The organism is Stenotrophomonas sp. YJH_SMC_73, assembly GCF_059370155.1.
Window position 1 is genome coordinate 16,583 of sequence record NZ_JCAFTJ010000006.1, and the last position, 22,847, is coordinate 39,429.

General features: G+C 68.0%; 16 protein-coding genes and 1 pseudogene. 4 read left to right on the forward strand and 13 right to left on the reverse strand.

Features of this window, described 5'->3' with window-relative positions; genetic code table 11:
* Window positions 1-37: 37 nt before the first annotated feature.
* Complete coding sequence (locus AC5P8R_RS11195; RefSeq protein ID WP_495223412.1) at window positions 38-415, forward strand: hypothetical protein; 378 nt, start codon at window positions 38-40, stop codon at window positions 413-415.
* A gap of 36 nt (window positions 416-451) precedes the next feature.
* On the opposite strand, the gene ribD is transcribed toward AC5P8R_RS11195, so the two are convergent.
* The 6 genes from ribD to AC5P8R_RS11225 all read right to left on the reverse strand — a co-directional run bounded on the left by ribD (window position 452) and on the right by AC5P8R_RS11225 (window position 5,266).
* The gene (ribD, locus tag AC5P8R_RS11200) at window positions 452-1,537 is read right to left on the reverse strand and encodes a bifunctional diaminohydroxyphosphoribosylaminopyrimidine deaminase/5-amino-6-(5-phosphoribosylamino)uracil reductase RibD (RefSeq protein WP_046428779.1); all 1,086 of its coding nucleotides are present in this window, start codon (window positions 1,535-1,537) and stop codon (window positions 452-454) included.
* Between the two features lie 120 nt (window positions 1,538-1,657).
* Complete coding sequence (nrdR, locus tag AC5P8R_RS11205) at window positions 1,658-2,179, reverse strand: transcriptional regulator NrdR (RefSeq protein ID WP_010481984.1); 522 nt, start codon at window positions 2,177-2,179, stop codon at window positions 1,658-1,660.
* Window positions 2,180-2,331: 152 nt separating this feature from the next.
* Window positions 2,332-2,781 (reverse strand): hypothetical protein, encoded by a 450-nt coding sequence (locus AC5P8R_RS11210; RefSeq protein ID WP_014645916.1) that lies wholly within the window; start codon window positions 2,779-2,781, stop codon window positions 2,332-2,334.
* A gap of 27 nt (window positions 2,782-2,808) precedes the next feature.
* Entirely contained in the window at window positions 2,809-3,228 is a 420-nt protein-coding gene (locus AC5P8R_RS11215; protein WP_049442181.1) for a hypothetical protein, read from the reverse strand.
* Window positions 3,229-3,353: 125 nt separating this feature from the next.
* Window positions 3,354-4,607, reverse strand: coding sequence for a serine hydroxymethyltransferase (gene glyA, locus AC5P8R_RS11220; RefSeq protein WP_014645914.1), 1,254 nt, complete (start codon window positions 4,605-4,607; stop codon window positions 3,354-3,356).
* 188 nt (window positions 4,608-4,795) lie between these two features.
* Window positions 4,796-5,266 carry an RcnB family protein gene (locus tag AC5P8R_RS11225; protein WP_049408719.1) on the reverse strand — a complete coding sequence of 157 codons (471 nt, stop codon included), beginning with the start codon at window positions 5,264-5,266 and terminating at the stop codon, window positions 4,796-4,798.
* 254 nt (window positions 5,267-5,520) lie between these two features.
* Here AC5P8R_RS11225 and ettA point away from each other — a divergent pair, with 254 nt between their 5' ends.
* From ettA to AC5P8R_RS11240, 3 genes are all read left to right on the forward strand, one after another.
* Window positions 5,521-7,185, forward strand: coding sequence for an energy-dependent translational throttle protein EttA (gene ettA, locus AC5P8R_RS11230; protein ID WP_005415249.1), 1,665 nt, complete (start codon window positions 5,521-5,523; stop codon window positions 7,183-7,185).
* A 92-nt stretch (window positions 7,186-7,277) separates the two neighbouring features.
* Window positions 7,278-8,594 carry an NCS2 family permease gene (locus tag AC5P8R_RS11235; RefSeq protein WP_032962452.1) on the forward strand — a complete coding sequence of 439 codons (1,317 nt, stop codon included), beginning with the start codon at window positions 7,278-7,280 and terminating at the stop codon, window positions 8,592-8,594.
* Window positions 8,595-8,733: 139 nt separating this feature from the next.
* Window positions 8,734-9,738: a DUF4434 domain-containing protein gene (locus AC5P8R_RS11240; protein WP_230548470.1), complete on the forward strand. Its 1,005-nt coding sequence runs from the start codon at window positions 8,734-8,736 to the stop codon at window positions 9,736-9,738.
* Here the strand turns inward: AC5P8R_RS11240 and AC5P8R_RS11245 are convergent.
* From AC5P8R_RS11245 to AC5P8R_RS11275, 7 genes and pseudogenes are all read right to left on the reverse strand, one after another.
* Window positions 9,732-12,566 carry an NfrA family protein gene (locus tag AC5P8R_RS11245; protein ID WP_495223413.1) on the reverse strand — a complete coding sequence of 945 codons (2,835 nt, stop codon included), beginning with the start codon at window positions 12,564-12,566 and terminating at the stop codon, window positions 9,732-9,734. The two genes, AC5P8R_RS11240 and AC5P8R_RS11245, sit on opposite strands and share 7 nt — an antisense overlap.
* Complete coding sequence (locus AC5P8R_RS11250) at window positions 12,563-14,710, reverse strand: glycosyl transferase family protein (RefSeq protein ID WP_329858491.1); 2,148 nt, start codon at window positions 14,708-14,710, stop codon at window positions 12,563-12,565. The genes AC5P8R_RS11245 and AC5P8R_RS11250 overlap by 4 nt, the downstream gene beginning before the upstream one ends.
* 6 nt (window positions 14,711-14,716) lie before the next feature.
* Complete coding sequence (locus tag AC5P8R_RS11255; protein ID WP_495223414.1) at window positions 14,717-16,918, reverse strand: hypothetical protein; 2,202 nt, start codon at window positions 16,916-16,918, stop codon at window positions 14,717-14,719.
* Window positions 16,915-18,098 (reverse strand): annotated as a pseudogene (gene wecB / locus AC5P8R_RS11260) (non-hydrolyzing UDP-N-acetylglucosamine 2-epimerase). Before wecB ends, AC5P8R_RS11255 begins: the two are co-directional and overlap by 4 nt.
* A 266-nt stretch (window positions 18,099-18,364) precedes the next feature.
* Window positions 18,365-19,402: a fimbrial protein gene (locus AC5P8R_RS11265; RefSeq protein WP_169411201.1), complete on the reverse strand. Its 1,038-nt coding sequence runs from the start codon at window positions 19,400-19,402 to the stop codon at window positions 18,365-18,367.
* On the reverse strand, window positions 19,393-21,957 hold the full coding sequence (locus tag AC5P8R_RS11270; protein ID WP_049408715.1) for a fimbria/pilus outer membrane usher protein: 2,565 nt from the start codon (window positions 21,955-21,957) through the stop codon (window positions 19,393-19,395). The genes AC5P8R_RS11265 and AC5P8R_RS11270 overlap by 10 nt, the downstream gene beginning before the upstream one ends.
* A 92-nt stretch (window positions 21,958-22,049) precedes the next feature.
* Entirely contained in the window at window positions 22,050-22,778 is a 729-nt protein-coding gene (locus AC5P8R_RS11275; RefSeq protein WP_014645904.1) for a fimbrial biogenesis chaperone, read from the reverse strand.
* Window positions 22,779-22,847: the final 69 nt, after the last annotated feature.

Genomic DNA, 22,847 nt, shown 5'->3' on the forward strand with positions numbered 1-22,847 from the left:
TGCCCTCTTCCACCAGGGCAACCGCATGAAACACCGTATGACGTCGACCGCGCTCATGTTGCTGGCGCTGATGGTGTGCTGGCAGGCCGAGGCGTCCAGGTTCAAAGCCACGAAGATCATCGTCGTCCAACCCTCGGTCGCCTTCGAGTCAACGCAGCTGAGCGACAGGCACCTGGATGCGTGGATGAGTGAGGATGATCACTGCCGCGACTTCCTGATGTACCACGACCAGTGTGCCGTGCTGGTACTGCCGGATGAGTACGACGACGGTTTTACGCGTCGCCAGTTGCGGTTCAAGGCGAGGCAACTGCCGGGCGAGGCGCTCGGCGCGTACTGCCGCGACCTGCATGTGCTGTGGAAGCAGCAATGGAAATCCCAATGCCCCGTTGGCGAAGAAGACGACGAAGCGGCCTGACGCCATGGGCGTAGCCCCCTGCCCTGCGTCATTCCTTCATGGGCGCAGCAGCAGCCTGTTGTCCTCGCCGACCTGGCGCTGGTCAACCACGCGCAGGCGACGCTGCTGGTCCATGGCATCAATGCCGAGGCCAGCCAGCAGCGGGCGGCCGTTGTCGCCCAGCAGCGTGGGCGCCTGATAGAGCAGAAGCTCATCGACCCAGCCACCGCGCAGCAGCGCACCGGCCAGTGTCGCGCCGGCTTCGGTGTGCACTTCGTTGATGCCGCGCTCGGCCAGCAGCGCCAGCACCGCGCCCAGGTCCAACCGCCCCTCTGCGCTGGGCACGCTGGCGAATTCGGCATCGGCCGCATCCGGCGCGCTCACCGCCGCAGCGTGCAGGTACAGCGTCGGTGCCCCGCCCTCGCGCACGCGGCTGCATTCGAGCGAGCGCAGGCGCGAATCCAGCACCACACGCAGTGGTGCCATCACTTCGGTATCGGCCAGGCGCACGGTCAGCATCGGGTCGTCGGCCAGCACCGTGTCGCCGCCGGTCAGGATCGCACCGGCGCGCGCGCGCCAGTGCTGCACGTCCTCGCGCGCGGCCGGCCCGGTGATCCACTTGGAACTGCCATCGGCCATCGCGGTACGGCCATCCAGGCTGGCGGCCAGCTTCACCCGCAACCACGGCCGATTGCGCTCCACGCGCGACAGGAAGCCCTTGTTGAGCTCGCGCGCCTGCGCCGCCATCAGCCCTTCGGCGACGTCGATGCCGGCATTGCGCAGCAGATCGAACCCACCGCCATCGACCTTCGGGAATGGATCACGCATCGCCGCGACCACGCGCGACACGCCAGCTTCGATCAAGGCCAGCGCACACGGTGGCGTGCGCCCGTAGTGGGCGCAGGGTTCCAGGGTGACGTAGGCGGTGGCACCGCGTGCTTCGGTGCCGGCCTCGCGCAGGGCGAACACTTCCGCATGCGGGCCACCGGCGCGCTGGTGCCAGCCCTGCCCGACCACGCGTTCGCCATGGGCGATCACGCAGCCGACCATCGGGTTGGGGCGGGTGGTATAGGCAGCGCGCTCGGCCAGGCGCAGCGCGTTGGCCATGTGCAGGTGGTCGAGGACGGAGAACGAAGTGGTCATGCAGCCATGGTAACGCCGCCGGTGTTGATCCATGCCGTCAGTGCCAACCAACGGTTGGCACCCACCAGTGAATGCGGCCACCGGTGCCCACCAAGGTTGGCACCCCCAAGGCAGAGGCAGTCAGCCCTTCTTCTTCTTGGTCAGGGCGATCACATCGCCCAGCAGCTGCAGCTGTTCGGTACTGGACGGCAGGTCGCGCTCGAGCTTCTCGATCTCCTCGCGGAAATCGGCCACGTCCTCGAAGCTGCGGTAGACCGAAGCGAAGCGCACGTAGCCGACATGATCGAGCTTGCGCAGTTCGTTCATCACGAACTCGCCGACCTTGATCGAGGGCACTTCGCGCTCGCCGCTGATGCGCAGCTGGTGAACCACCGCACGCACCGCTGCTTCGATCTTGTCTTCGGCCACCGCACGCTTCTGCAGCGCGCGGTCGAAGCCAGCGCGGACCTTGCGCTGGTCGAACGCCTCGCGCGTGCCATCGCTCTTGACGATGGCCGGCAGCTTCAGTTCGACCGTTTCCAGGGTGCTGAAGCGCTCGCCGCAGGCTTCACATTCACGCCGACGACGGATCGTCGCGCCGTCTTCAGAGACGCGCGAGTCGATGACCCGGGTATCGGCATGTTGGCAGAAGGGGCAGTGCATGGAACGCCTGGCTCAGGAAAGTACCTATTGCCACGGTCATGGCAGCGTCGCAAAGGTACCTGAGAAAGGGCGCAGCGGCAAATGCTGTCTGCGCGGAAGTACCTGCATTTCGGCCAACCAGAGCGTCCAGTGAGGTCAGCAGGACCAGACGTTCAACCAGGTGCCGACGGCACCGGGGCCGCGCGTGCCCAGCGCAGCCACGCCAGGTGCCCGGCCATCACCAGCAGCGGCGGGCCGAACCCAAGGAAGGCCAGGGTCGAGATTTCCCCATGCTTGAAGGTGAAGTACAACGCGGCGGCGACCACGGCCAACGCGGCCAGCACCCCCAGCGCAAGGCCGACCCAGGCGACAACCGGTGATTGGCGCAGGCCGGCAACACCGCGCCACAGGAACAGGCCGCTCAGCCACAACCACGACAGCAGGCCGATGATTCCAGCCGACGACCACAGCAGCAACCACGTGTGCTCGTCGCCCGTCAGGTACTTGCCGTCCCATACGACCATCAGCCCCAGCACGGCACCCGTGCCGCCTGCCGCCACGGCGGGCAGGCCCACCAGCAGGCCGGCGATCGCCATCCAGCGTTTGTGCAGACGCTCATCCATGCGTTCGATTTCCTTCCATGGGCCACGTCATGCGCGGCGTTTGATCCACACCAGCATCGCAGCCGGCACCAGCATCGACGGGCCCAGCAGCAACAAGCCGATGCCTTCGGCATGCACGGCGATGCCCCACCACAGCGCCAGCCCCAGCGGGAGCAAGGCGGCGAGACCGCCCGCCAGCAGCATCCACCACCAGAGGCGGTGCACGTGCAGCCCGGCACGCCCCTGCAGCAGAAAACCCGCGCTGAGCCACAACCAGGCCAGGCAACCGGCAATGCCGGCCAGGCCCCACAGCGGCATCACCGTCACCGAGGCCAGCGTGCCATGACCGAACTGGCCCAGCCCCATCAGCAGCAGCATCGTCGCCGCCGCGCCGCCCATCACCAGGCTGGGCAGGCCAAACAGCACCGCCAGCGCGGTGTACAGGTACTTGAGGTGGCGCTCATCCATGCGCGGTTACTCCGATGCCGGGGTCAGAGCCCTTCCCTGCGGGAAGGGATCCGACCCCTGCGTCGATCCGGAAGGCGGGGTCGGATCCCTTTCCGCCAGGAAAGGGCCCCGACCCCGCTCTCCGATCAGCCGTAGACCGGGTACTTGCGGCACTGCGCGCTGACGGCGTCGCGCACGCGGGCGATGACCGCGTCATCGTTCGGTGCGTCGAGCACGTCGGCGATCCAGTTGGCCAGATCCACGCAGTCCTGTTCGACGTAGCCACGGGTGGTCACCGCCGGCGTACCCAGGCGCAGGCCCGAGGTCACGAACGGCGAACGCGGGTCGTTCGGCACCGAGTTCTTGTTGACGGTGATGTGGGCCTTGCCCAGCGCGGCTTCCGCGTCCTTGCCGGACACGTCCTTGCCGATCATGTCCACCAGCATCAGGTGGTTCTGGGTGCCGCCGGAGACGATCTTGTAGCCACGCGCGATCAGCGTATTGGCCATCGCCTGGGCGTTCTTCACCACCTGCTGCTGGTAGGCCTTGAAGCCCGGCTCCAGCGCTTCCTTGAAGGCCACGGCCTTGCCGGCGATGACGTGCATCAGCGGACCGCCCTGGATGCCCGGGAACACGATCGACTGCAGCTTCTTGACCAGGTCTTCGTCGGCGCCCTTGGCGATGATGATGCCGCCGCGCGGGCCGCGCAGGGTCTTGTGGGTGGTCGAGGTGACCACGTGGGCGTGTTCCAGCGGGCTCGGGTAGACGCCTGCGGCGACCAGGCCGGCGACGTGGGCCATGTCGACGAACAGGTAGGCGCCGACCTTGTCGGCGATGGCGCGGAAGCGCGCCCAGTCGATCACCTGCGAGTAGGCCGAGAAGCCGGCCACGACCATCTTCGGCTTGTGCTCCAGGGCCAGGCGCTCGACTTCGTCATAGTCGATCAGGCCCTGGTCGTTGACGCCGTACTGCACGGCGTTGAACAGCTTGCCCGAGGCATTGACCTTGGCGCCGTGGGTGAGGTGGCCGCCGTGGGCCAGGCTCATGCCGAGGATGGTGTCACCCGGCTGCAGCAGGGCGAAGTACACGGCCTGGTTGGCCTGCGAACCGCTGTGCGGCTGCACGTTGGCATAGTCCGCATCGAACAGCTGCTTCAGGCGGTCGATCGCCAGCTGCTCGGCGATGTCCACGTATTCGCAGCCACCGTAGTAGCGCTTGCCCGGGTAGCCTTCGGCGTACTTGTTGGTCAGCTGGCTGCCCTGGGCTTCCATCACCGCCGGGCTGGTGTAGTTCTCGCTGGCGATCAGCTCGACGTGGTCTTCCTGGCGCTGGGTCTCAGCGGCGATGGCCTTGGCCAGTTCGGGATCGTAGGATTCGATGCGGACGTCACGCGGGAACATCGGGTACTCCAGCAGGCAGGGAAAAGGGGTACGGCTCAGCCCTCGATTGTAGCTCCGCACTGGCCCGCTGGGGCCGAAACGGACGGGGCCGGCATCCCCGAAGGAATCCGGCCCCGTATGGTTTCGATCGATAGTTGTGGGGTCAGAGCCCTTTCCGTTGGAAAGGGATCCGACCCCGGCCGCGATCCTCAGCGACTGAGCACGTACTGGGCGATCACACCGGTGGCGATGGCCACCAGCAGCATGTTGCCGCGATCATCCCGGATCCACTGATGGCCGTACGGCGGGCGGCGCAGGTTGTAGCGCGGGTAGTCGTTCACCACGTAGACCGGGCCGCGGTAGTAGTCGCGGTAGCGGTGGCCGACCTTCCAGCCATAGCCCGGGCCATAGGCCGGGCGATAGACCACGCGCGGCGGTGCCGGGCGGTAGTAGCGATCATGGTCACGGTGCCAGTCGCGGCGGTCGCGTTCCCAGTCGCGCCGGGCCTCGCGGCGGTCGCGCTCCCAGTCGCGGCGGTCCTGGCGCCACTCACGGCGATCCTCGCGCCACTCGCGGCGGTCGTGGTCGCGGCGATGGTCGTTGTCGGCGAAGGCCGGGGTCACGGCGCCCAGCGCCAGCACAGAGGCCACGGCGCCGGCCATTACTCGATTGATGCGCATGTCAGACCTCTGCTTGGGTGGGTGGTGAGCCCATATTGCGCAACCGATCTGAACCGTTTCCGGCTGGAAACGCTTCCCGCTGCAGGACTGTGACGGAGTATTCAGGCCACGGCCAGCCTGCGCGGCTCCGGCCGGGCGCGGGCCGGAACCGGTTCCGGCTATAATTGGCGGTATTCCATTCCAGTCTGTGCCCGCTGCCGCAACGGGATGTTCCCGTGACGGGTCGGGCGCAGGGCCGCGCCTACGGAGACCGCATGTCCTCGCAATACATCTACACCATGAACCGCGTGTCCAAGGTGGTCCCGCCCAAGCGGCAGATCATCAAGGACATTTCCCTGTCCTTCTTCCCGGGCGCGAAGATCGGCCTGCTGGGCCTGAACGGCGCCGGCAAGTCCACCGTGCTGAAGATCATGGCCGGCGTGGACACCGATTTCGAGGGTGAAGCCCGCCCGCAGCCCGGCATCAAGGTCGGTTACCTGGCGCAGGAACCGGAACTGGACCCGAACAAGACCGTGCGCGAGTCGGTCGAGGAAGGCGTGGGCGAAGTGCTGCAGGCCCAGGCCGCGCTGGAGGCGGTGTACGCCGCCTACGCCGAGGAAGGCGCCGACTTCGACGCGCTGGCCAAGGAACAGGAGCGCCTCGAGGCGATCCTGGCCGCCGGCGACGCGCACACCCTGGAAAACCAGCTGGACGTGGCTGCCGATGCGCTGCGCCTGCCGCCGTGGGATGCCAAGATCGCCAACCTGTCCGGCGGTGAAAAGCGCCGCGTCGCACTGTGCCGCCTGCTGCTGCAGAAGCCGGACATGCTGCTGCTCGACGAACCGACCAACCACCTGGACGCCGAGTCGGTGGAATGGCTGGAACAGTTCCTGGCGCGCTATACCGGCACCGTGGTGGCCGTCACCCACGATCGCTACTTCCTGGACAACGCCGCCGAGTGGATCCTGGAACTGGACCGCGGCCGCGGCATTCCGTGGAAGGGCAACTACACCGAATGGCTGGTGCAGAAGGATGAGCGCCTGAAGCAGGAAGAGAACCAGGAAAAGGCCCGCCAGAAGGCGATCCAGAAGGAACTGGAGTGGTCGCGCCAGAACGCCAAGGGCGGCCGCTCCAAGGGCAAGGCCCGTCTGGCCCGCCTGGAAGAGCTGCAGTCGCAGGATTACCAGAAGCGCAACGAGACCAACGAAATCTTCATCCCGCCGGGCGAGCGCCTGGGCAACATGGTGATGGAGTTCAAGAACGTCTCCAAGAAGTTCGGCGACCGCCTGCTGATCGACAACCTGTCGATGCTGATTCCGCCGGGCGCGATCGTCGGCATCATCGGCCCGAACGGCGCCGGCAAGTCGACGCTGTTCAAGATGATCACCGGCCAGGAGAAGCCGGATTCGGGCGAGATCGTGATCGGCCCGACCGTGCAGCTGTCCTACGTGGACCAGAGCCGCGACAAGCTGGAAGGCAACCACAACGTCTTCCAGGAAATCGCCGGTGGCCTGGACATCCTCAATATCAACGGCATCGAGATCCAGTCGCGCGCCTACATCGGCCGCTTCAACTTCAAGGGCCAGGACCAGCAGAAGATGGTCGGCTCGCTGTCCGGTGGTGAGCGTGGCCGCCTGCACATGGCCAAGACCCTGCTGCAGGGCGGCAACGTGCTGCTGCTCGACGAACCGTCCAACGACCTGGACATCGAAACGCTGCGTGCGCTGGAAGACGCGCTGCTGGAGTTCCCGGGCAACACCTTCGTGATCTCGCACGACCGCTGGTTCCTGGACCGCATCGCCACGCACATCATCGCTTTCGAAGGCGACTCGCACGTGGAGTTCTTCCAGGGCAACTACCGCGAGTACGAGGAAGACAAGAAGCGTCGCATGGGCGACGATGCCGCGCCGAAGCGCCTGCGCTTCAAGGCGCTGAAGTAAGAAAGGAAGAACGGCCGCGCTCTGCGCGGCCGTTCTGCATTCGGGTAGGTCACGACCGTTGGTCGTGACACCTTATTGTCGCGAGAAGCCCCATGTCCCTGTTCGAGCGCCTGTTCCAGCTGCAGCAGCACGGCACCACCGTGCGTACCGAGCTGCTGGCCGGTGTCACCACCTTCCTGACGATGTCCTACATCGTCTTCGTGAACCCCGAGATCCTCGGCACCACCGGCATGGACGCGGGTGCGGTGTTCGTGGCCACCTGCCTGGCCGCGGCGCTGGGTTCGGCGGTGATGGCACTGGCGGCCAACTTCCCGGTCGGCATGGCACCGGGCATGGGCCTGAACGCGTTCTTCGCCTTCACCGTGGTCGGTGCCGCCGGCCTGCCGTGGCAGCAGGCACTGGGCGCGGTATTCATCTCCGGCCTGGTGTTCCTGGTGCTGTCGCTGACCGGTGTGCGGGCGTGGCTGGTGTCGGGCATTCCTTCGTCGCTGCGCTCGGCGATCGTGGCCGGCATCGGCCTGTTCCTGGCGATCATCGCGCTGCAGAAGTCCGGCGTGATCGTCGGCAATGAAGACACGCTGGTGGCGCTGGGCCCGTTGAATACGGCGCCGCCGCTGCTGGCACTGGCCGGCTTCCTGCTGATCGCGGTGCTGGAAGCGCGCCGTATCCGTGGCGCGATCCTGATCGGCATCCTGGCGGTGACCGGCGCGGGCTGGGCATTGGGCGACGTGCAGTACCAGGGCCTGGTCTCGCTGCCGCCGAGCCTGGCGCCGACCTTCCTGCAGCTGGACCTGCCGGGCCTGCTGCACCACAACGGTGGCGCGCCGATCGCCGTGTTGCTGCAGGTGGTGCTGGTGTTCGTGCTGGTGGAAGTGTTCGATGCCACCGGCACCCTGTATGGCGTGGTCGGTCGCGCCGGACTGCTGAAACTGCCGGGCGCGCAGAAGCGTTTCGGCCGCGCGCTGCTGGCCGACAGCACGGCGATCGTGGCCGGTTCGCTGCTGGGCACCAGCAGCACTACCGCGTTCGCTGAAAGCGCCTCGGGCGTGCAGGTGGGCGGCCGCACCGGCCTGACTGCACTGGTGGTGTCGGCACTGTTCCTGGCCGCACTGCTGTTCTCGCCGCTGGCGGCGATGGTGCCCGGCTATGCCACCGCACCGGCGCTGCTGTTCGTGGCCGGCCTGATGCTGCGCGAACTGGTGGACGTGGACTGGAGCGACCTGACCGAATCGGTGCCGGCCGCACTGTGTGCCCTGGCGATGCCGTTCACCTACTCCATCGCGAATGGCCTGGCGTTTGGCTTCATCGCGTATGCGGCGCTGAAGGCCGGCACCGGCCGCTGGCGCGAAGTGCATCCGGCGGTGTGGCTGGTGGCGGTGCTGTTCGCGCTGCGCTACGCGTTGGAATAATCGGGGCGCGATGCCGGCCAGCGGCCGGCACTACCGGATGGTGATTCACCTGCCACCCGGGGCACGATGCCGGCCAGCGGCCGGCACCACCCGGCGCGGGGTTCACCTCCCACCCACGGTGCTCTGGGATGATGCGGGCATGGTTCGGCCCGACCTTCCCACGGATCCGTCTTCGCCGTTGCGCCGCCGGTTGCTGCGCGCGGCAGTGCTGGCGCCGTTGGCCGCTACGCTCGCCACCCTGCCCGGCTGTTCGCTGCCGGTGCAGGTGGATGGCACCTTCCTGCAGCCCTGGCGCAGCCATCTGCAGTGGGGCCCGGCCGACTGGCAACGTTCGTTGAAGCTTGCCCACGCGCTGGGCTGCCGGCAGCTGGTGCTGCAGTGGACCGGCATCGTCGGTGGCAGCGATGGCGACTGGTCGCTGCCGGACAGCAACCTGCAGCAGCTGTTCACCGCCGCCAGCGAGAACGACATCCGCATCCGCGTTGGCCTGCCCTTCCAGCAACGCTGGTGGCAGGCCATCGGCGCCGACGACGCCACGCTGCAGGCGTTCCTGGCCGACAGCCTGGCGCACGCGCGCAGCTGGTTGGCACAGGCGCCGTGGGCGCAGCAGCCCGCCTTCGGCGGCTGGTACCTGCCCTACGAACTGGAGCAGTTCCACTGGGCCGATCCGGCCCGCCAGCAATGGCTGGCGCAGTGGCTGCACGGGCTGGCGCAGGCCGCCAGCGCGCGCGGCGGTGACTGTGCGATCTCCTGCTACTTCAGCCGCCTGCAGACCGACGGCGACCTGGTCGCGCTGTGGCAGGCGGTGCTGGCACGGGCCGCGCTGCGGCCGATGGTGCAGGACGGCGTGGGGGTGGCCGGCGCCGGCAACGTGCAGCAGCTGCAACCGCTGCTCGGCCATTTCCGGGCACAGGGCATCGGGTTCGATGCGATCGTCGAACTGTTCCGCGAACTGCCCGGCAGCCCCGCCGACGGCAGCGCGTTCAAGGGCGAAACCGCAGATGCCGCGCGCATCCAGCGGCAGCTGGCGTGGGCGCACGACAGCGGTGCGCAGCACGTGCTGGTCTATGCACTGGAGCCGTGGCTGACCCAGGACACGCCGCAGGCCGCGGCGCTGCGACGACGTTGGGGCCTGCCTCAGTAGGAGAGGATGGCGGTCGCGAACAGGCCCTTGGCGCGCTGCGTATCACCGCGGCCGATCGCGAAGCGGTACTGCACGGTCAGGTCCAGGTAGGAACGCGGCGTGTTATAGTGGTCTTCGCGGAACCAGTAGCGCACGCCCACGCCCGGCCCTGCGCCGAGTGACCAGCTGCGCTGCGTATCGTTGAGTGCGAACGACTGCGCCGGGAACAGCGGGTAGCGGATGTCGCGCACCCGCGAGCGCTGGTCGAGCCAGTCCGCCCCCACCACCACATACGGCGTGACCACCCAGTGGGTCTGCCCGGCACCAAAGCGGAAGCTGCGGCCGGCACGCAGTTCACCGGCAGCGAACCACTGTTCGCGATGCAGGCGCCCGTTGGCATCGCCCACCCGGCGCACCGGCGTGCCATTGGCATCGAGTGCGTCGAGGGTGAAATGCGCGCTGTTGTCATCCCACGTGTAACCGCCCTGCGCGTAGCCACTGACCATCCACCACTGATTCACGTCGGTGCGCAGGTCGGTGCCGTGGTAATAGCCGTAGGTCAGGTAGGACATCCAGCCACCGGAACCGCTGGCCAGGCGGTAGCGGGCCAGTGTGCTGGCTTCCAGTGGCGGGTTGCGGGCCAGCTGCAGGCTGCATTGCACGGCCGCCGAAGCGGGGTAGACATCGCCCGTGCGGGTGGCGCTGCCGAGGAACTGGCGACGCTCGATGCCGGCGCTCAGGCCGGTCTGGCCGAAGGCGTAGCGCAGGCCGAACGAGGCGATGGTGGACGGCCAGCCGGTGGTGGAACGCGAGCGGCTGAGCCGTTCGGCGCGCGCGCGTGCATCGGGCGTCGATTCGCCGGTGCACGGGTCCACGGCGCGGATCGACTCGTAGGTGCCACCCTCGTCGTACAGGGTGTTGAGCAGCCGCGCGTAAAGCTCCAGCGTGCCGTGCTGGTCATTGAAAGCCGGCGGGCGCCAGAACGCTTCAAGCGTGCTGAACACCGAATCACCCGGCGTACTGATCGCCGCGCCGCCGACATTGGTCGCCGCCTGGCGCGCGCCACGGAAGCCGGCCGAGGCGATCACGCCCCACTCGCGCGAATAGTTGGCGATGGCATTGCGCACGTTGTGGCGCTGGTGCGCATCCAGTGGCAGCTCACCGGCATCGGCACGATCAATGGCCGTCCGCAGCAGGGTCACCGCCTGCGGGTGATCGCCGTTGGCCGCGCTGGCGTAGGCCTGGTCAAGCACCACGCCCTTTGGTGCCCTGCCGGTGGCCTCGGCGGCACGGAAGTCGGCCAGTGCGCGCGCCGGCTCGTGCGCCTTCTGGTTGAGGTAGCCGCGCTGCATCAGCGCCTCCGCATCGTCAGGGCGCTGTGCCAGCGCCGCATCCAGGCGCTGCCGTGCTTCGTCCTGCTGGCTGCGGTTGCCTGCCGCCAGCGTGGTGGTCAGCAGGCCGTGCAGGCTCGCGTCGTCCGGTGCGAGCTGCACGGCCTGCCGCGCCTCACCGATGGCCTCGGCATAGTCCCGGCGCGCGTAGGCCGCGTAGGCACGCTGTGCGGCACCACCGTCGCCCTGCAGGTCGGCCGGCATCAACTCGCAACGGTTGCCGCTGTCGCCAGACTGGCAGTGCTGGAACGGCGCCGGATAGGTCTGCGCGCTCAAACGCGGACGCTCGCGACTGGAACGGACCGCCTTGGCGCGCTGCTCGATGCCCTGCTGCAGCAGCTGCTGCGCGCGTGCATCGCTGGCATCTGCTGGCAATGCCGCGCGCAGCGGCGCCAGCAGTGCAGCCGCACGTGCGCGATCCCCAGCGGCCAGGGCCGCATCCACCGCCAGCAGGCGCACGTTGCGCTGCTGCGTCGTTGAGCCCGGCATGGCGAGCGCGGTGTCGAAGTCCTCGTTGGCGAGCAGGCTGTTGCCCTGGCGCTGGCGCAGGTAGCCGCGCATCACCCGCGCATTGAGATCCTGGCCGTCGGCCTGCAACGCCTGGTCGGCACTGCGCTCGGCGTCGGCCAGCTGCCCCTGCTGCAGCTGCGCGGTAATCAGCAGCAACCGGTACGTCGCCACCTCCGGTGCCAGCTCGACAGCGGCACGTGCCTGCGCAACGGCCGCGGCATCATCCTGCGTGGACAGCGACCGGTACGCCTGCTGGGCCTGCAGCAGCGCGCGCTGTCGATCCAGCGCCACGCGCTGTGCGCGCAATGCCTCGACATTCGGCGCGCCCAGCTGCAGCGCGGTGGCAATGGCGGCGTCGGCCTGTTCGGGCTGCTGCTGTGCCTCCAGCGCGGCCACCCACAGCATCGCCCAGGCGCCCTGCGTTGGCTGCTGCCGAAAGGCCTGCTCGGCCTTGCTGGCTGCCTCTCCCATCCGCCCGGCGTCATAGGCGGCGTAGGCCTCGGTGGCCAGCGCGTAGGCCTGCTGCCTGGCGCGGTCTGCGCCGCTGCCAGCCACGCGCGGTGGGGAGGGTGCACGCCCGCTCCTGGCATCCGGGGGCGTGCTGCGCGCAGCGGTGGCAGCGGCCAGCGCCGGCAACGCCGGATCCTTCAACCCCGCATCCAGTGCACGACGTGCCTGCTGCTGGGCCTCGGCACCCCGCCCCAGTTTCTGCAGCGCATAGATCTGCAACAGGCGCAGCCGCACCACGTCCGGGCGCAGCCGGATCGCTTCGGTGGACTGCCGGTAAGCCGCCGGGTAGTCACCGCGCTCATAGGCGGCAAACGCCTGCTCGGCGACGCGGTAGGCCGCACCGGACAACGGCAGTGCTGCATCGGCCTGGGCCAGCACCGGCGCGGCCGCCGTGGCCAGTGCCACGGCAATGACGGAGGACAGCAGCGTGGTCTTCATGCCGGCAAGGCTCCGGGAGGCGGCGACTGCAGCGCGGCCGCACGCCGGCGCTGTTCCTGCATGGCCTGGGCCACGGCGTCTTCGGTGGTGATGCCCTGCTTGACCAGGTAATCGCCGATGCGGCCATCGCGCTGCGGCTTGTAGGCATCCAGTGCGATCTCGAAGCGCGCGTGATCGATCAGGCGCATCTCCACCAGCAGGTCGCCCAGCAGGGGCACGTTGTCCAGCTGCCAGTGCCGGTCGCCGCCGATCAGGCGCAGCCCCGCGTTGATTTCGCTTTCGCGGGCAATGCTCTGTTCGATGTGCTCGCTGCGGGTTTCCTGCTTGAGCAGCGCCAGTGCCTCCTCGGGCAGCGGGCTGGCCACGGCCAGACGCAGGGTCCCCGGCTGCCGCGGCGGCAATGGCAGCATGCGCCATTGCACGCAGGCGTCGGCGCTGACCGGGAACGGGCCGGCCCGCAGGTAATCCACGTCGATCACCGCACGTGGCAGGTCGCCCTGGAAGGCGATCGCCTCGGCCAGCGTTTCATCATCCAGCCAACCCTGGGTGAGCAGGATGCGGCCCAGTGGCTGCTGCCGGCCGGCATGCTGCTGGTCCAGCGCCTGCTGCAGGCGCTCCGGCTCCACCGCCTGCCAGGTGGTCAACAGCTCGCCGAGCTGCTTGCGCGTCTGCACCAGCTGCGCCGCATCCGGGAAGTCGTGCATGGTCTTGTCCCAGACCATGCGCTTGCCGAACAGCAGGTAAGCCAGGAACACCTTCCACGCACGCGCGGTGGCCATGAAATTGATCATGTTGCCGACCACCATCCGCGGGATCGACATCAAGGCATGCTCCCAGCCGTACAGCCGGTTGACGAAGTAGAAGCGCTGCACGACACGGGTGGCCAGCGCTGCGGTGGTCAGCAGCGCGACGTTCATCTGCCAGGTACCGGCCTGGAACACGCTGGGAAACTGCATCGTCCACACCCCGGACATCTTCAGCAGCCAGAACAGCAGCAGCTGCAGGAAGATGAGGTAGGCAATGATGCTGACGAACGAGGTGATGATGCCCTTGCGGTCGCGCGCCAGCAGGTACTTGGTGGCCAGCGAGCCACGCCAGCCCAGCGACTCCCAGCTCTGCAGGCCGATGCCCAGCACCCAGCGCGCCTTCTGCCGGTACGAGGCACGGAAGTTGTCGGGGAAGTACTCGCGCACGCACAGCGCCATCTGCTGGGTGCGCTCGCGCACCGGCCCCCAGCCGAACCAGGACGGGCGACGCACGCGGAACTGCACCGGGAAGCGGGCGAAGATCGACTGCATGCCCATCGCCGCCAACCGCGCACCGACGTCATAGTCCTCGGTGAGGCTGTCGGTGTTGAAGGGCTGGTTGTCGGTCTGCGCGCTCAGCGCCAGCAGCGCGCGCCGCGAGAAGCAGGTACCGACGCCCGCCGATGGCACCATGCCGGAAACACTTTCACGCACGACCAGATCCTTGGCGTGCCATTCGGCGAATTCGTCCATGTAGACACCGGCAACCAGCTCATACCACTCGCGGTCCAGCGAGGTGACCGGCAGCTGGATCATGTCCTTGCGCGGCAGCAGGTAGTTGTAGAAGCGCAGTTCCATCGGATGCAGCACGTCCTCGCTATCGTGCAGGATCACCCCGGCGAACTCGATGTCGTGGCGCTTCTCGTAGTCGAAGATCGCCAGGATCAGCCAATTCAGGCAGTCGGCCTTGCTGGTCGGCCCGTCGTGCGGCACTTCCACGCGGCGCAGGCGCTTGTAGCGGCGACGCATGCGCTCGACCTCATCGATGGTCTGCTGGTCGTTGGGATAGGTGCCGACGAACACGACGTACTCGCGGTAATCGAGCACGTTGATCATGTTCTCCACCATCTGCGCGATGACGTCGTACTCCATCCACGCCGGCACCATGATCGCCAGCGGCTGCTGCGGGCGCTGCAGCAGGTCGTCCTGGGTCAGCGGCCGGTAGGCATCGCGGCGCTTGATCGTGAGCGCGCGCCAGCTCTCGCGTACCCAGTACCAGACATCGATGAACAGGTCATCGAGGCTGGAGATCAGGATCAGCACGGCCACCGCCGCCGCCGTGGTTTCCAGGGCGGCGTAGTAGTTGGCCAGCTGGATGTTCCAGAACAGACCGTCCACGGTGGATCAGTGCCCTGTGTTGACGGACTTGCGGCGACGCACCTGGGTGACGCGGGCGGCCAGCAGCGCGAACACGATCACGCCGACCAGCAGCAGCAGCCAGACCATGTGCCGTTCCCACTTCGATTGCGGGTTGCCGTCCTGCGCGATACGCGTGCCGTAGGGATCCTGGCGGTCGAATTCGCGCACGGCATCACTGCCGTCGAGCACGGCGAGATCGCCCCGCAGCAAACGGAATGGGGCGCCGAACGGCGGTGACTGCGCACCGAGGTCGCTGTAAACAACGCCCAGCTGGCCACCGGACGACCCCACCTGCACCACCGCGGCACGATCCAGCCCGCTCACATCCAACAGCGGTTGCGGCTTGCCGCCGATCAGCAGGTGGCCATCCTTCAGGCCGGCCACATCGACACCGGCTGGCGCCACGCCGAACGCCAGCCACGGCGCGCCCGGGCTGACCACGGCACCGGCTTCGACCACCTTCAGTTCCGATGCCTCCGGCGATGCGCCCACTGCGCTGGTCACCGCGATGACCTTGCCCAGCGAGGCCGGCGCATCCTGCAGCCAGGTGCCGGGCACGAACACCTGGTTGCCGCGCGACAGCTGGCTGCTGGCACCCACGAAGTCACTGCCCAGCGAACGCTTGGCCAAGGTCAGGTGGCTGCTGGGCAGGATCGAGACCGGATAGCCCGTGGCCGGATCGTGGCAGTAGGGACGCGCCGGCTGGCGCAGGAAGCTGACACGGATCTCGTTGCGTGCCGACAGCGCGTAGGCCGGCACCTTGGCCACCAGCCGTTGCGGCTGGCCGTTGGCCGACAGCACCTTGCCACCCAACAGGTAATCGTTGAGGTAGATCGTGGCGACCGCGCCCTGCCCGGCCGCGTTGGGGGCCGCCGAGACATCGATCACCACCTGCTCGGGCAGGCGGCCATCGGCCGACAGTGCGCCGAGGTCGAAGCTGGCGCTGCGGTCGGCGCGGGTCACCACATCCATGGTGCCGGCGATGTTGCCGAGCCGGCTCAGCAGTACCTGGTCACCGTCCAGTCTGGGCGTGCCCGCTGCGCTGACCTGCAGGCTGCGGCCCAGTGCATAGCTGCGCCACTGCTCGGCGAGCAGCCCGGCGACCTTGCCCGCCGCCGCCGGGTCGACCACCAGCGTCGGACGCCCGGCCACGGCCACCACGCTGACCGACGCGTTGGCGGCGGGCTTTTCCAGGCCGCCCATGTCGGTACCGCGCCACGCGGCGAACGCGGTGCCCGCATCGGCCCCTGCCGCGCCGACCTGTACGGCCAGCGCATCCAGCGCCGCACGCACGCCGGCGCGCAGTGCATCGCTGCCGATCATCACATCGGCGGCCAACGGCCCGCTGTCGCGCAATGACAGCAGCGCGCCGACTTCGGCCAGATCCCTGATCGCATGCCCGCGCTCACCCGTGGCCAGCGCGGCGTAGGCCGGCACGCCCTGCAGGCTGGCCGGGATGCTGATACCGGCGAGGTCAACGCTGTCACCGACCTTGGGCAGGGCCACCATCTGCACCTGTTTGCCCCCGGCCTGCAACGCGGTACCGATGCGCCAGGCCGCATCGTAGGCCGGTGCCTGCAGCGCCTTGCCATCCACCAGCAGGCGCACCCGCGGTGGCAGCGCCCCCCACGCCTTGGCAACGGTATCCACGGCGCGGCCGTCGAAGCGGTAGCTGAAACGCGAGTCCGGCGACAGCCGCAGCACATTGGCCGGCGCGCTCTGGTCGGCGCACTGGTAATCGGACACGATCGACCACCAGCCGACGCCGACCCGTACGAAGCCGCTCTGGCGGGGTTCGCCATCGATGGCCAGCAGCTGGCTGGCATCGCCCTGGGCATCGGTGATCGAACGCGCCGCGATCGGGTCGCCATCGACCGACCACAGGCCCGAGGTGCGCCCGGCGTGGCCGCGCACATAGCGCCCATCCAGCTGCAGCTGCGCGTCGCGGGTGGCCACACCGGCCGGCACCGGCAGGTAGACCTCGCGCTGGCTCTCCTGCCCGCTCAGCACCAGTGGCTGGCGGAAACCGAGTTCGCGCAGGGTCATCTGCCGGTTCACCGTGCTGTCGCTGCTCCATTCGGTGAACTGGCCGGCGACGCTGTCGGCGGCATGGGCACTGCCAACCACGCCCGACAGGACGAACGCAGCGGCGGATGCAAACAGGGAAGAGCGGCCGGTCTGGGTCATGGCGTCACTTCGCGTGGATGGGGTGGACGGCGCCGCTGCTGCGGACGCCGGGCGAGAATTCGGGAAGGGGCGCACCGCGCAGGGCGGCGACGATGCGGGCGCTGGCGCGGCCATCCCCGTACGGGCTGGCATCGGGGTCGAAGCGGGCCGGCTGCGGGGGGCGTGCCAACACCGCGTTGACCGCATCGACGATGCGCGAGGGCGTGGTGCCGACCAGCGTGACCACACCGGCCTCGACCGCCTCCGGCCGTTCGGTGACATCGCGCATCACCAGCACCGGTTTGGCCAGCGCCGGGGCTTCTTCCTGCACGCCACCGGAGTCGGTGAGGATGACGTCGGCGCGCTGCATCAGGCGCACGAAGCGCAGGTAATCCTGCGGCGGCACCAGGTGCACGTTGTCGAGGTTGCCGAGGTGGGCATTGACCGGGCCCTGCACGTTCGGGTTGAGGTGCACCGGGTACAGCACCTGCAGGTCCGGCCGCCGTGCCAGCTCGGCCAGCGCACGGCAGATGTCCTCGAAGCCCTGGCCGAAACTCTCGCGGCGATGGCCGGTGACCAGCAGCAGCCGGCGGCCGGGTTCGAGCATATGGAAGGGTTCGTCGGCCTGCGCACGCAGTGCCGGATCGGCATCCAGCCGCTGCACGGTCTGCTGCAGGGCATCGATGACGGTGTTGCCGGTGACCAGGATCTGCCCGCCCAGGTGCTCACGGGCCAGGTTGGCGCGCGAGCCGGGAGTGGGTGCATACAACTGATGGCCGACCACATCGATCACCCGCCGGTTCATCTCCTCCGGCCACGGCCGGTGGATGTCGCCGGTGCGCAGGCCGGCCTCGACATGGCCGATCGGGATGCGGTGATGGAACGCGGCCAGGGCCGCGGTCATCGCCGTGGTGGTATCGCCATGCACCAGCACGTAGTCGGGGCGGACCTGCGTGTAGAGCGCGTCAAGCCGTTCGAACAGCCTGGAACACAGGCCATTGAGGGTCTGGTTGGGCACCATGACATCGAGGTCATGGTCGGCGGTGATCTCGAACAGCGCCATCACCTGGTCGAGCATCGCCCGGTGCTGCCCGGTGATGCAGACCACCGATTCGATATCCGCAGCGTGTGCCAGGGCGCGCACCAGCGGCCCCATCTTGATGGCTTCCGGTCGCGTGCCGAACACCGACAGGACCTTCACCGGAGCGCTCCCGAAAGCCGGCGCGGAAGGGGGCAAGCAGCAGTAGCCACGTCTGGATCCTTTCGGCGTTGCCGTCCAGCACCCGCAGGCAGGAGACGGTCACCTCATGAGGAAACTCCAAATTCGCGACATACATCACACTAAGGCGTCTGTATGCGCGTCGTGGCATCGATCTTCATCGTTGCAGGATCAAGACGCAGTCAACGCCGCCCGTGAGCCGGGCGACGTTGCGGAGGAACGCAGCAGGGGCAGCCGCCGGGGCGGCCTTACTCGTACTGGATGGTGAACGTGGCCTGGCCGTTTGCGACACCCGCGCCCACCGTACCGGCCTGGGTCTGCACGTAGCGCGCGCGCAGCGGCAGCGCCATGACGCTGGTACCCGGCGCGGTGGTGCCAACGTTGATGGTCTGGCCGAAGCGCACTTCACGCTCGGTGCTGCCATCGCGCTGGACCATCTGGATGCCGATGCGGGTGGCACTGTTGCTGGCCGCGCTCAGCTTCAGCACGCCTGGCATGTTCGAGCTGTCCTGGTCGGCATCGAGGCGGATGCCGATCTTGCTCTGGTAGGCGGCAACGTTGCTGCCCTGGCAGTTCAGGCGGATCTCGAAGTCGCGATCAACGGCCTTGGAGCCGACACCAGTGAAGGTGGTGTTGGGCACGCTGCCGAAATCGACGGCAATGTTGCGGCTGCCGGCCTGCACTTCACAGGTCGGGCTGACCACGGTGGTGCCCGAGCCCTTGAACGTCGAGGTCAGTACCGGGCGCCCGGGGCCATCGCCGTCGAAGTAGTAGTTGGTGAAGCGGCCGTTCGGCGCGATCACGCCCGAACCGGTCTGCGCAGCGGTCTTGATCAGCTGGATGCGGAACTGGCCACCGATGAGGCTGACCACGGAACCGCCACCGAAGTTGATCGAGTGCGGGTAGTAGGTCTGGATCGCACCCGAATCGCGGTACAGGCGGATGCCGACGCCTGCCACATCGGTTTCATAGACGTTCGAGAAGCCGGCCACGGGGCGCTTCTGCGCTGCGTTGACGTACTCACCGATCGAACGACCGCCGGTCCAGGAATCGCAGCGGGCAACGCTGTTCTGCTGGGTGATCGGTTCACTGATTTCCTTGATCACACCGCCGACCGGGGTGCTGGGCAGGATCACGATCTGGCCCATGTCCATGGTCACGTCCTGGGCGATGAACCAGCTGTTCTGGATGCGGCAGGCGGCGCTGGCCTGCTGCGCCAGCAGCACGCCGCCCAGTACGGCCAGCGCGGCCAGCGCCTTGCGGCCACGGGAAGAAATCATCGGCATGCTGCCTCCAGCGGGATGAAGCCGGTCTTGGACGCATCGGCGCCCGCCGGTACCTGGTAATCAATGGTGCAGCGCTGGTCGGCACCGGCGCCCCACTCGACCTGCAACTGGCCCTGGTTCTTCTCGCTGCGCACGTACAGGCGGCCGCCCTGGCTGACCATGCCGACCGGCTGGCCCTGTTCGTCCTTGACCTGCGCACCGAACGGCATGCTGCGGCCATCGGCGTTGCGCACCTGGATCAGCAGCGCGTTGCCCTTGCGGGTGTCGAAGCGCAGGTAGCTGATGGCACCGGCGAACGGCGCGATGGACTGGCTGGTGCTTTCCAGTTCGACGTCGTGGGCCATGCCCTGCGGATCGAGGGTGACGGTGTTGAGGCGGTACGGCGACACGTACGGCACCACGGCGTAGCCGCGGCCATCGACGCGCAGGCCCGGCGCGTTGCTGACGATCGCATCGCGCGCGCCCGGCGCTTCGACCAGCACCATGGTGTCGCCGCGCTGCGGGGTGAAGGTGAAGCCGCCCGGATGCACGACCACGCTGCCGTTGGCACCGACCGACGCCTGGCGGAAATCACGCGAGTGGCTGTAGGTGGCGTTCAACGCCGAGTAGCGGCTGCGGTACTCGGCATTGCCGACCGCAGTGGTGCCACCCTCGCGGGAATCGGACAGGGCCACGCCGTAGCTGAAGTTGTTGTCGACGCCGGCCGAACCGGTGATGCCGACGCGGCTGTTGTCGTAGCCACCGCGGTCGCGCGCGCCAAGGTCGGCGCTGAACGACACCGGGTGGGTGCCCCGGCCCAGCGGCACGCTCATCGACAGCAGGTACTGGGTATCGGAACGGCCGAGCACGCCTTCTTCGGTGCGCAGCGCCGAGAAGCCGTAGTTCACCGAGCGCCAGGCGTTGTTGTAGCCCACCTGGTACTGCTTGGAGGTGCCGGAACGGTCGTAGAAGTCACGCACCGAGCCGGTCACGTACAGCGCACCGCCACGTCGGCCCAGCGGCTGGTTCAGCGTTACCTGGAACTGGCTGCGCTGACGGCCACGGGTGGTCGGATCGATGCCGCGCTTGTCCGAATCACGGCCATACAGCGCGTCCTGCAGGCTGTAGAAGCCTTCAGTGGAGTAGCGGTAGGCGGCCAGGGTCAGGTTGGTCCCGGTCTCGCCGATCATGTTGCTGTAGCTCAGCCGCACACTGGCGCCGGTGTGGCTGCCGTAGTGGTCGAACGAGGTCCGTGCATGGGTGACGTCGGCAGCGAAGGCACCGACGCGCGTGGACAGGCCGACACCGTACAGCAGCGACAGGTAGCCTTCGCTCAGCGCGCTGCCGCCGTACAGGGTCAACTGGTTGCCGATGCCGCGCTGATAGGTACCCTGCACCAGCCACGGCTCATCGGCCAGCAGCTTGTTGCGCACCTGGCCGGCGGTCAGCGAGTAGCGCGACACGCCTTCGCGCAGCATCTGCGGCACAGAACCGAACGGCACCTTGAATTCGCGGCGGCGGCCGTCGGCCTCGATCACGCTCACTTCCAGGTCGCCGCCGTAGCCGGTCGGGTACAGGTCGTCGATGACGAAGCTGCCCGGCGATACGGTGGAGGAGTAGATCAGCTGCTGGTTCTGGCGCACTTCGATGCGCGCGTTGGTTTCGGCAATGCCGCGCACGACCGGCGCGTAACCGCGCAGCGAATCGGGCAGCATGCGGTCGTCGCTGGCCAGGCTGGCACCCCGGTAGCCGATCGAATCGAACAGCTCGCCCGTGGTGTAGGCCTCACCAATGGTGAGCATGCCGCGCACCTGCGGGATGCCGCGCTGCGCATAGGTGGCAATGCTCTGCCAGTGGCGGCCGTTGCCTTCGGACCAGGTCAGGTTGGAATCGTGGCGGAACTGCCAGCCTCCCAGGTTCAGGCCGGCGTTGAGGCCGAGGTAGGCGCTGCGATTGCGCTGCCCCCCTTCAACACGGCTGTCGCTGTCGATGGCGTTGAAGCTGTAGCCGACGAAGCCAGCGTTGATGCCGCGGTCCCACAGCGACGGATTGACGTAGCCGCGCGCCTCGCGGCGCAGGAACACCTGCGGGATGCTGAGGTCGTAGCGCAGGTTGCCGCTGTCATAGATGCCATAGGCATTGGCCATGCGCCGCTGTACCGGCACGCAGCTGGTCGTGTCGGTCGGCAGCGTCGGGTCCTGCTGCAGCAGCACGGCCTCGCTGTCCACACCCATTTCTTCCAGCATCGGCAGCGGCAGACAGGCGTCGACGCGGCCCTGCTCATCGGCCTTGAACTGCAGATCGCGACGGCCCTGCCAGCCACCGTTGACGTAGACGTCGACACGGTAGGTGCCAGCCACCATCGGGTTGCCATTGGTGAAGGAGGCCAGGTCGACCTGCTTGGCCTGGCCGGAGAGGAAGCTGGAGTTGAACTGGGCCGACTCGGGTGCACGCGCATTGGCCGCACCGCTCTGCGCCATCAGCGCCTGTTCGCCGAGATTGGCCGGCGCAGCCAGCGCCCATCCTGGGCAGGCCACGCCAGCAACCAGCAGGCAGATCGCCTGGTGGATCGACAATGTCAATCTGTTTCCGATCACACTGACATTCCTTCAATTCGCCGCACGGCGGCGGTGGCGGGATGCGCAGGCCCATGGCCGGCGCGGCGCGTTCAGCCCCCGGTACTGCCGAGGCGGACCGTGTGCTCCACCCGACCGCCGTAATCGTTGATGGTGATGAAGCGCACCTGGTCGGAGCCCGCCGGTGCGGTGAACTCCAGGCTCTGCTTCGGCGCGACCATGGCGCCCTTGTCCTCGACGGTCTTCTCGCTGCTGCCGGTCACGGCATGCACTTCGGCCAGCGTGACGTGGAAGGGACTGGGGTTTTCCACCCGCAGGCGATCGCCCGTGCGGGTCCAGCGCAACGCTGCCGGCGCGTCGTTGGCGACGCCCTTCAGGCCCTGCGGCCGGTAGAACAGTTTCAGGCGCGAACGGAACGCAACCTGCAGGTAATTCTGGTCGCCGCTGTCGGCGTTGTCGGGCGACGGTGGCACATCCAGCACGTTGAGCCAGAACACCGACTCACGGTCGGTCGGCAGCTGCGCACCGGAGAAGATCACGCGCAGCGCCTGGCTGCGGCCCGGCTCGACACGCGCGATCGGCGGCGTCAGTACAAACGGGGCGTCGCTGTTGTCGGCGGTCTGGTTGGCGTCGCCGCTGTCGATCCAGGCCTGGACCAGCGCCGGCGAATCGCCCACGTTGTCGACCTGCACGGTCACTTCGCGCGCCTGCGCCGGATAGATCACTCGCGTGCCGTTGACCACCACGCCGGCCAGAGCGTTCTGGCAGAAGGGCAGCGTGAACGCTGCCAGCAGCAGCGCCCGGGGAAAGATTGCTTTCATCGGAAGTACTACGCTCGAGGGGTGTGGCCAGGGGCCGCGAAGCACTGGCCGGCGCGTACGCCGGCCAAT

Coding starts and splice junctions, on each gene's coding strand:
- AC5P8R_RS11195 (WP_495223412.1), top strand. CDS start 38: ATGACGTCGACCGCGCTCATGTTGCTGGCGCTGATGGTGTGCTGGCAG.
- ribD (WP_046428779.1), bottom strand. CDS start 1,537: ATGACCACTTCGTTCTCCGTCCTCGACCACCTGCACATGGCCAACGCG.
- nrdR (WP_010481984.1), bottom strand. CDS start 2,179: ATGCACTGCCCCTTCTGCCAACATGCCGATACCCGGGTCATCGACTCG.
- AC5P8R_RS11210 (WP_014645916.1), bottom strand. CDS start 2,781: ATGGATGAGCGTCTGCACAAACGCTGGATGGCGATCGCCGGCCTGCTG.
- AC5P8R_RS11215 (WP_049442181.1), bottom strand. CDS start 3,228: ATGGATGAGCGCCACCTCAAGTACCTGTACACCGCGCTGGCGGTGCTG.
- glyA (WP_014645914.1), bottom strand. CDS start 4,607: ATGTTCCCGCGTGACGTCCGCATCGAATCCTACGATCCCGAACTGGCC.
- AC5P8R_RS11225 (WP_049408719.1), bottom strand. CDS start 5,266: ATGCGCATCAATCGAGTAATGGCCGGCGCCGTGGCCTCTGTGCTGGCG.
- ettA (WP_005415249.1), top strand. CDS start 5,521: ATGTCCTCGCAATACATCTACACCATGAACCGCGTGTCCAAGGTGGTC.
- AC5P8R_RS11235 (WP_032962452.1), top strand. CDS start 7,278: ATGTCCCTGTTCGAGCGCCTGTTCCAGCTGCAGCAGCACGGCACCACC.
- AC5P8R_RS11240 (WP_230548470.1), top strand. CDS start 8,734: ATGGTTCGGCCCGACCTTCCCACGGATCCGTCTTCGCCGTTGCGCCGC.
- AC5P8R_RS11245 (WP_495223413.1), bottom strand. CDS start 12,566: ATGAAGACCACGCTGCTGTCCTCCGTCATTGCCGTGGCACTGGCCACG.
- AC5P8R_RS11255 (WP_495223414.1), bottom strand. CDS start 16,918: ATGACCCAGACCGGCCGCTCTTCCCTGTTTGCATCCGCCGCTGCGTTC.
- AC5P8R_RS11265 (WP_169411201.1), bottom strand. CDS start 19,402: ATGCCGATGATTTCTTCCCGTGGCCGCAAGGCGCTGGCCGCGCTGGCC.
- AC5P8R_RS11275 (WP_014645904.1), bottom strand. CDS start 22,778: ATGAAAGCAATCTTTCCCCGGGCGCTGCTGCTGGCAGCGTTCACGCTG.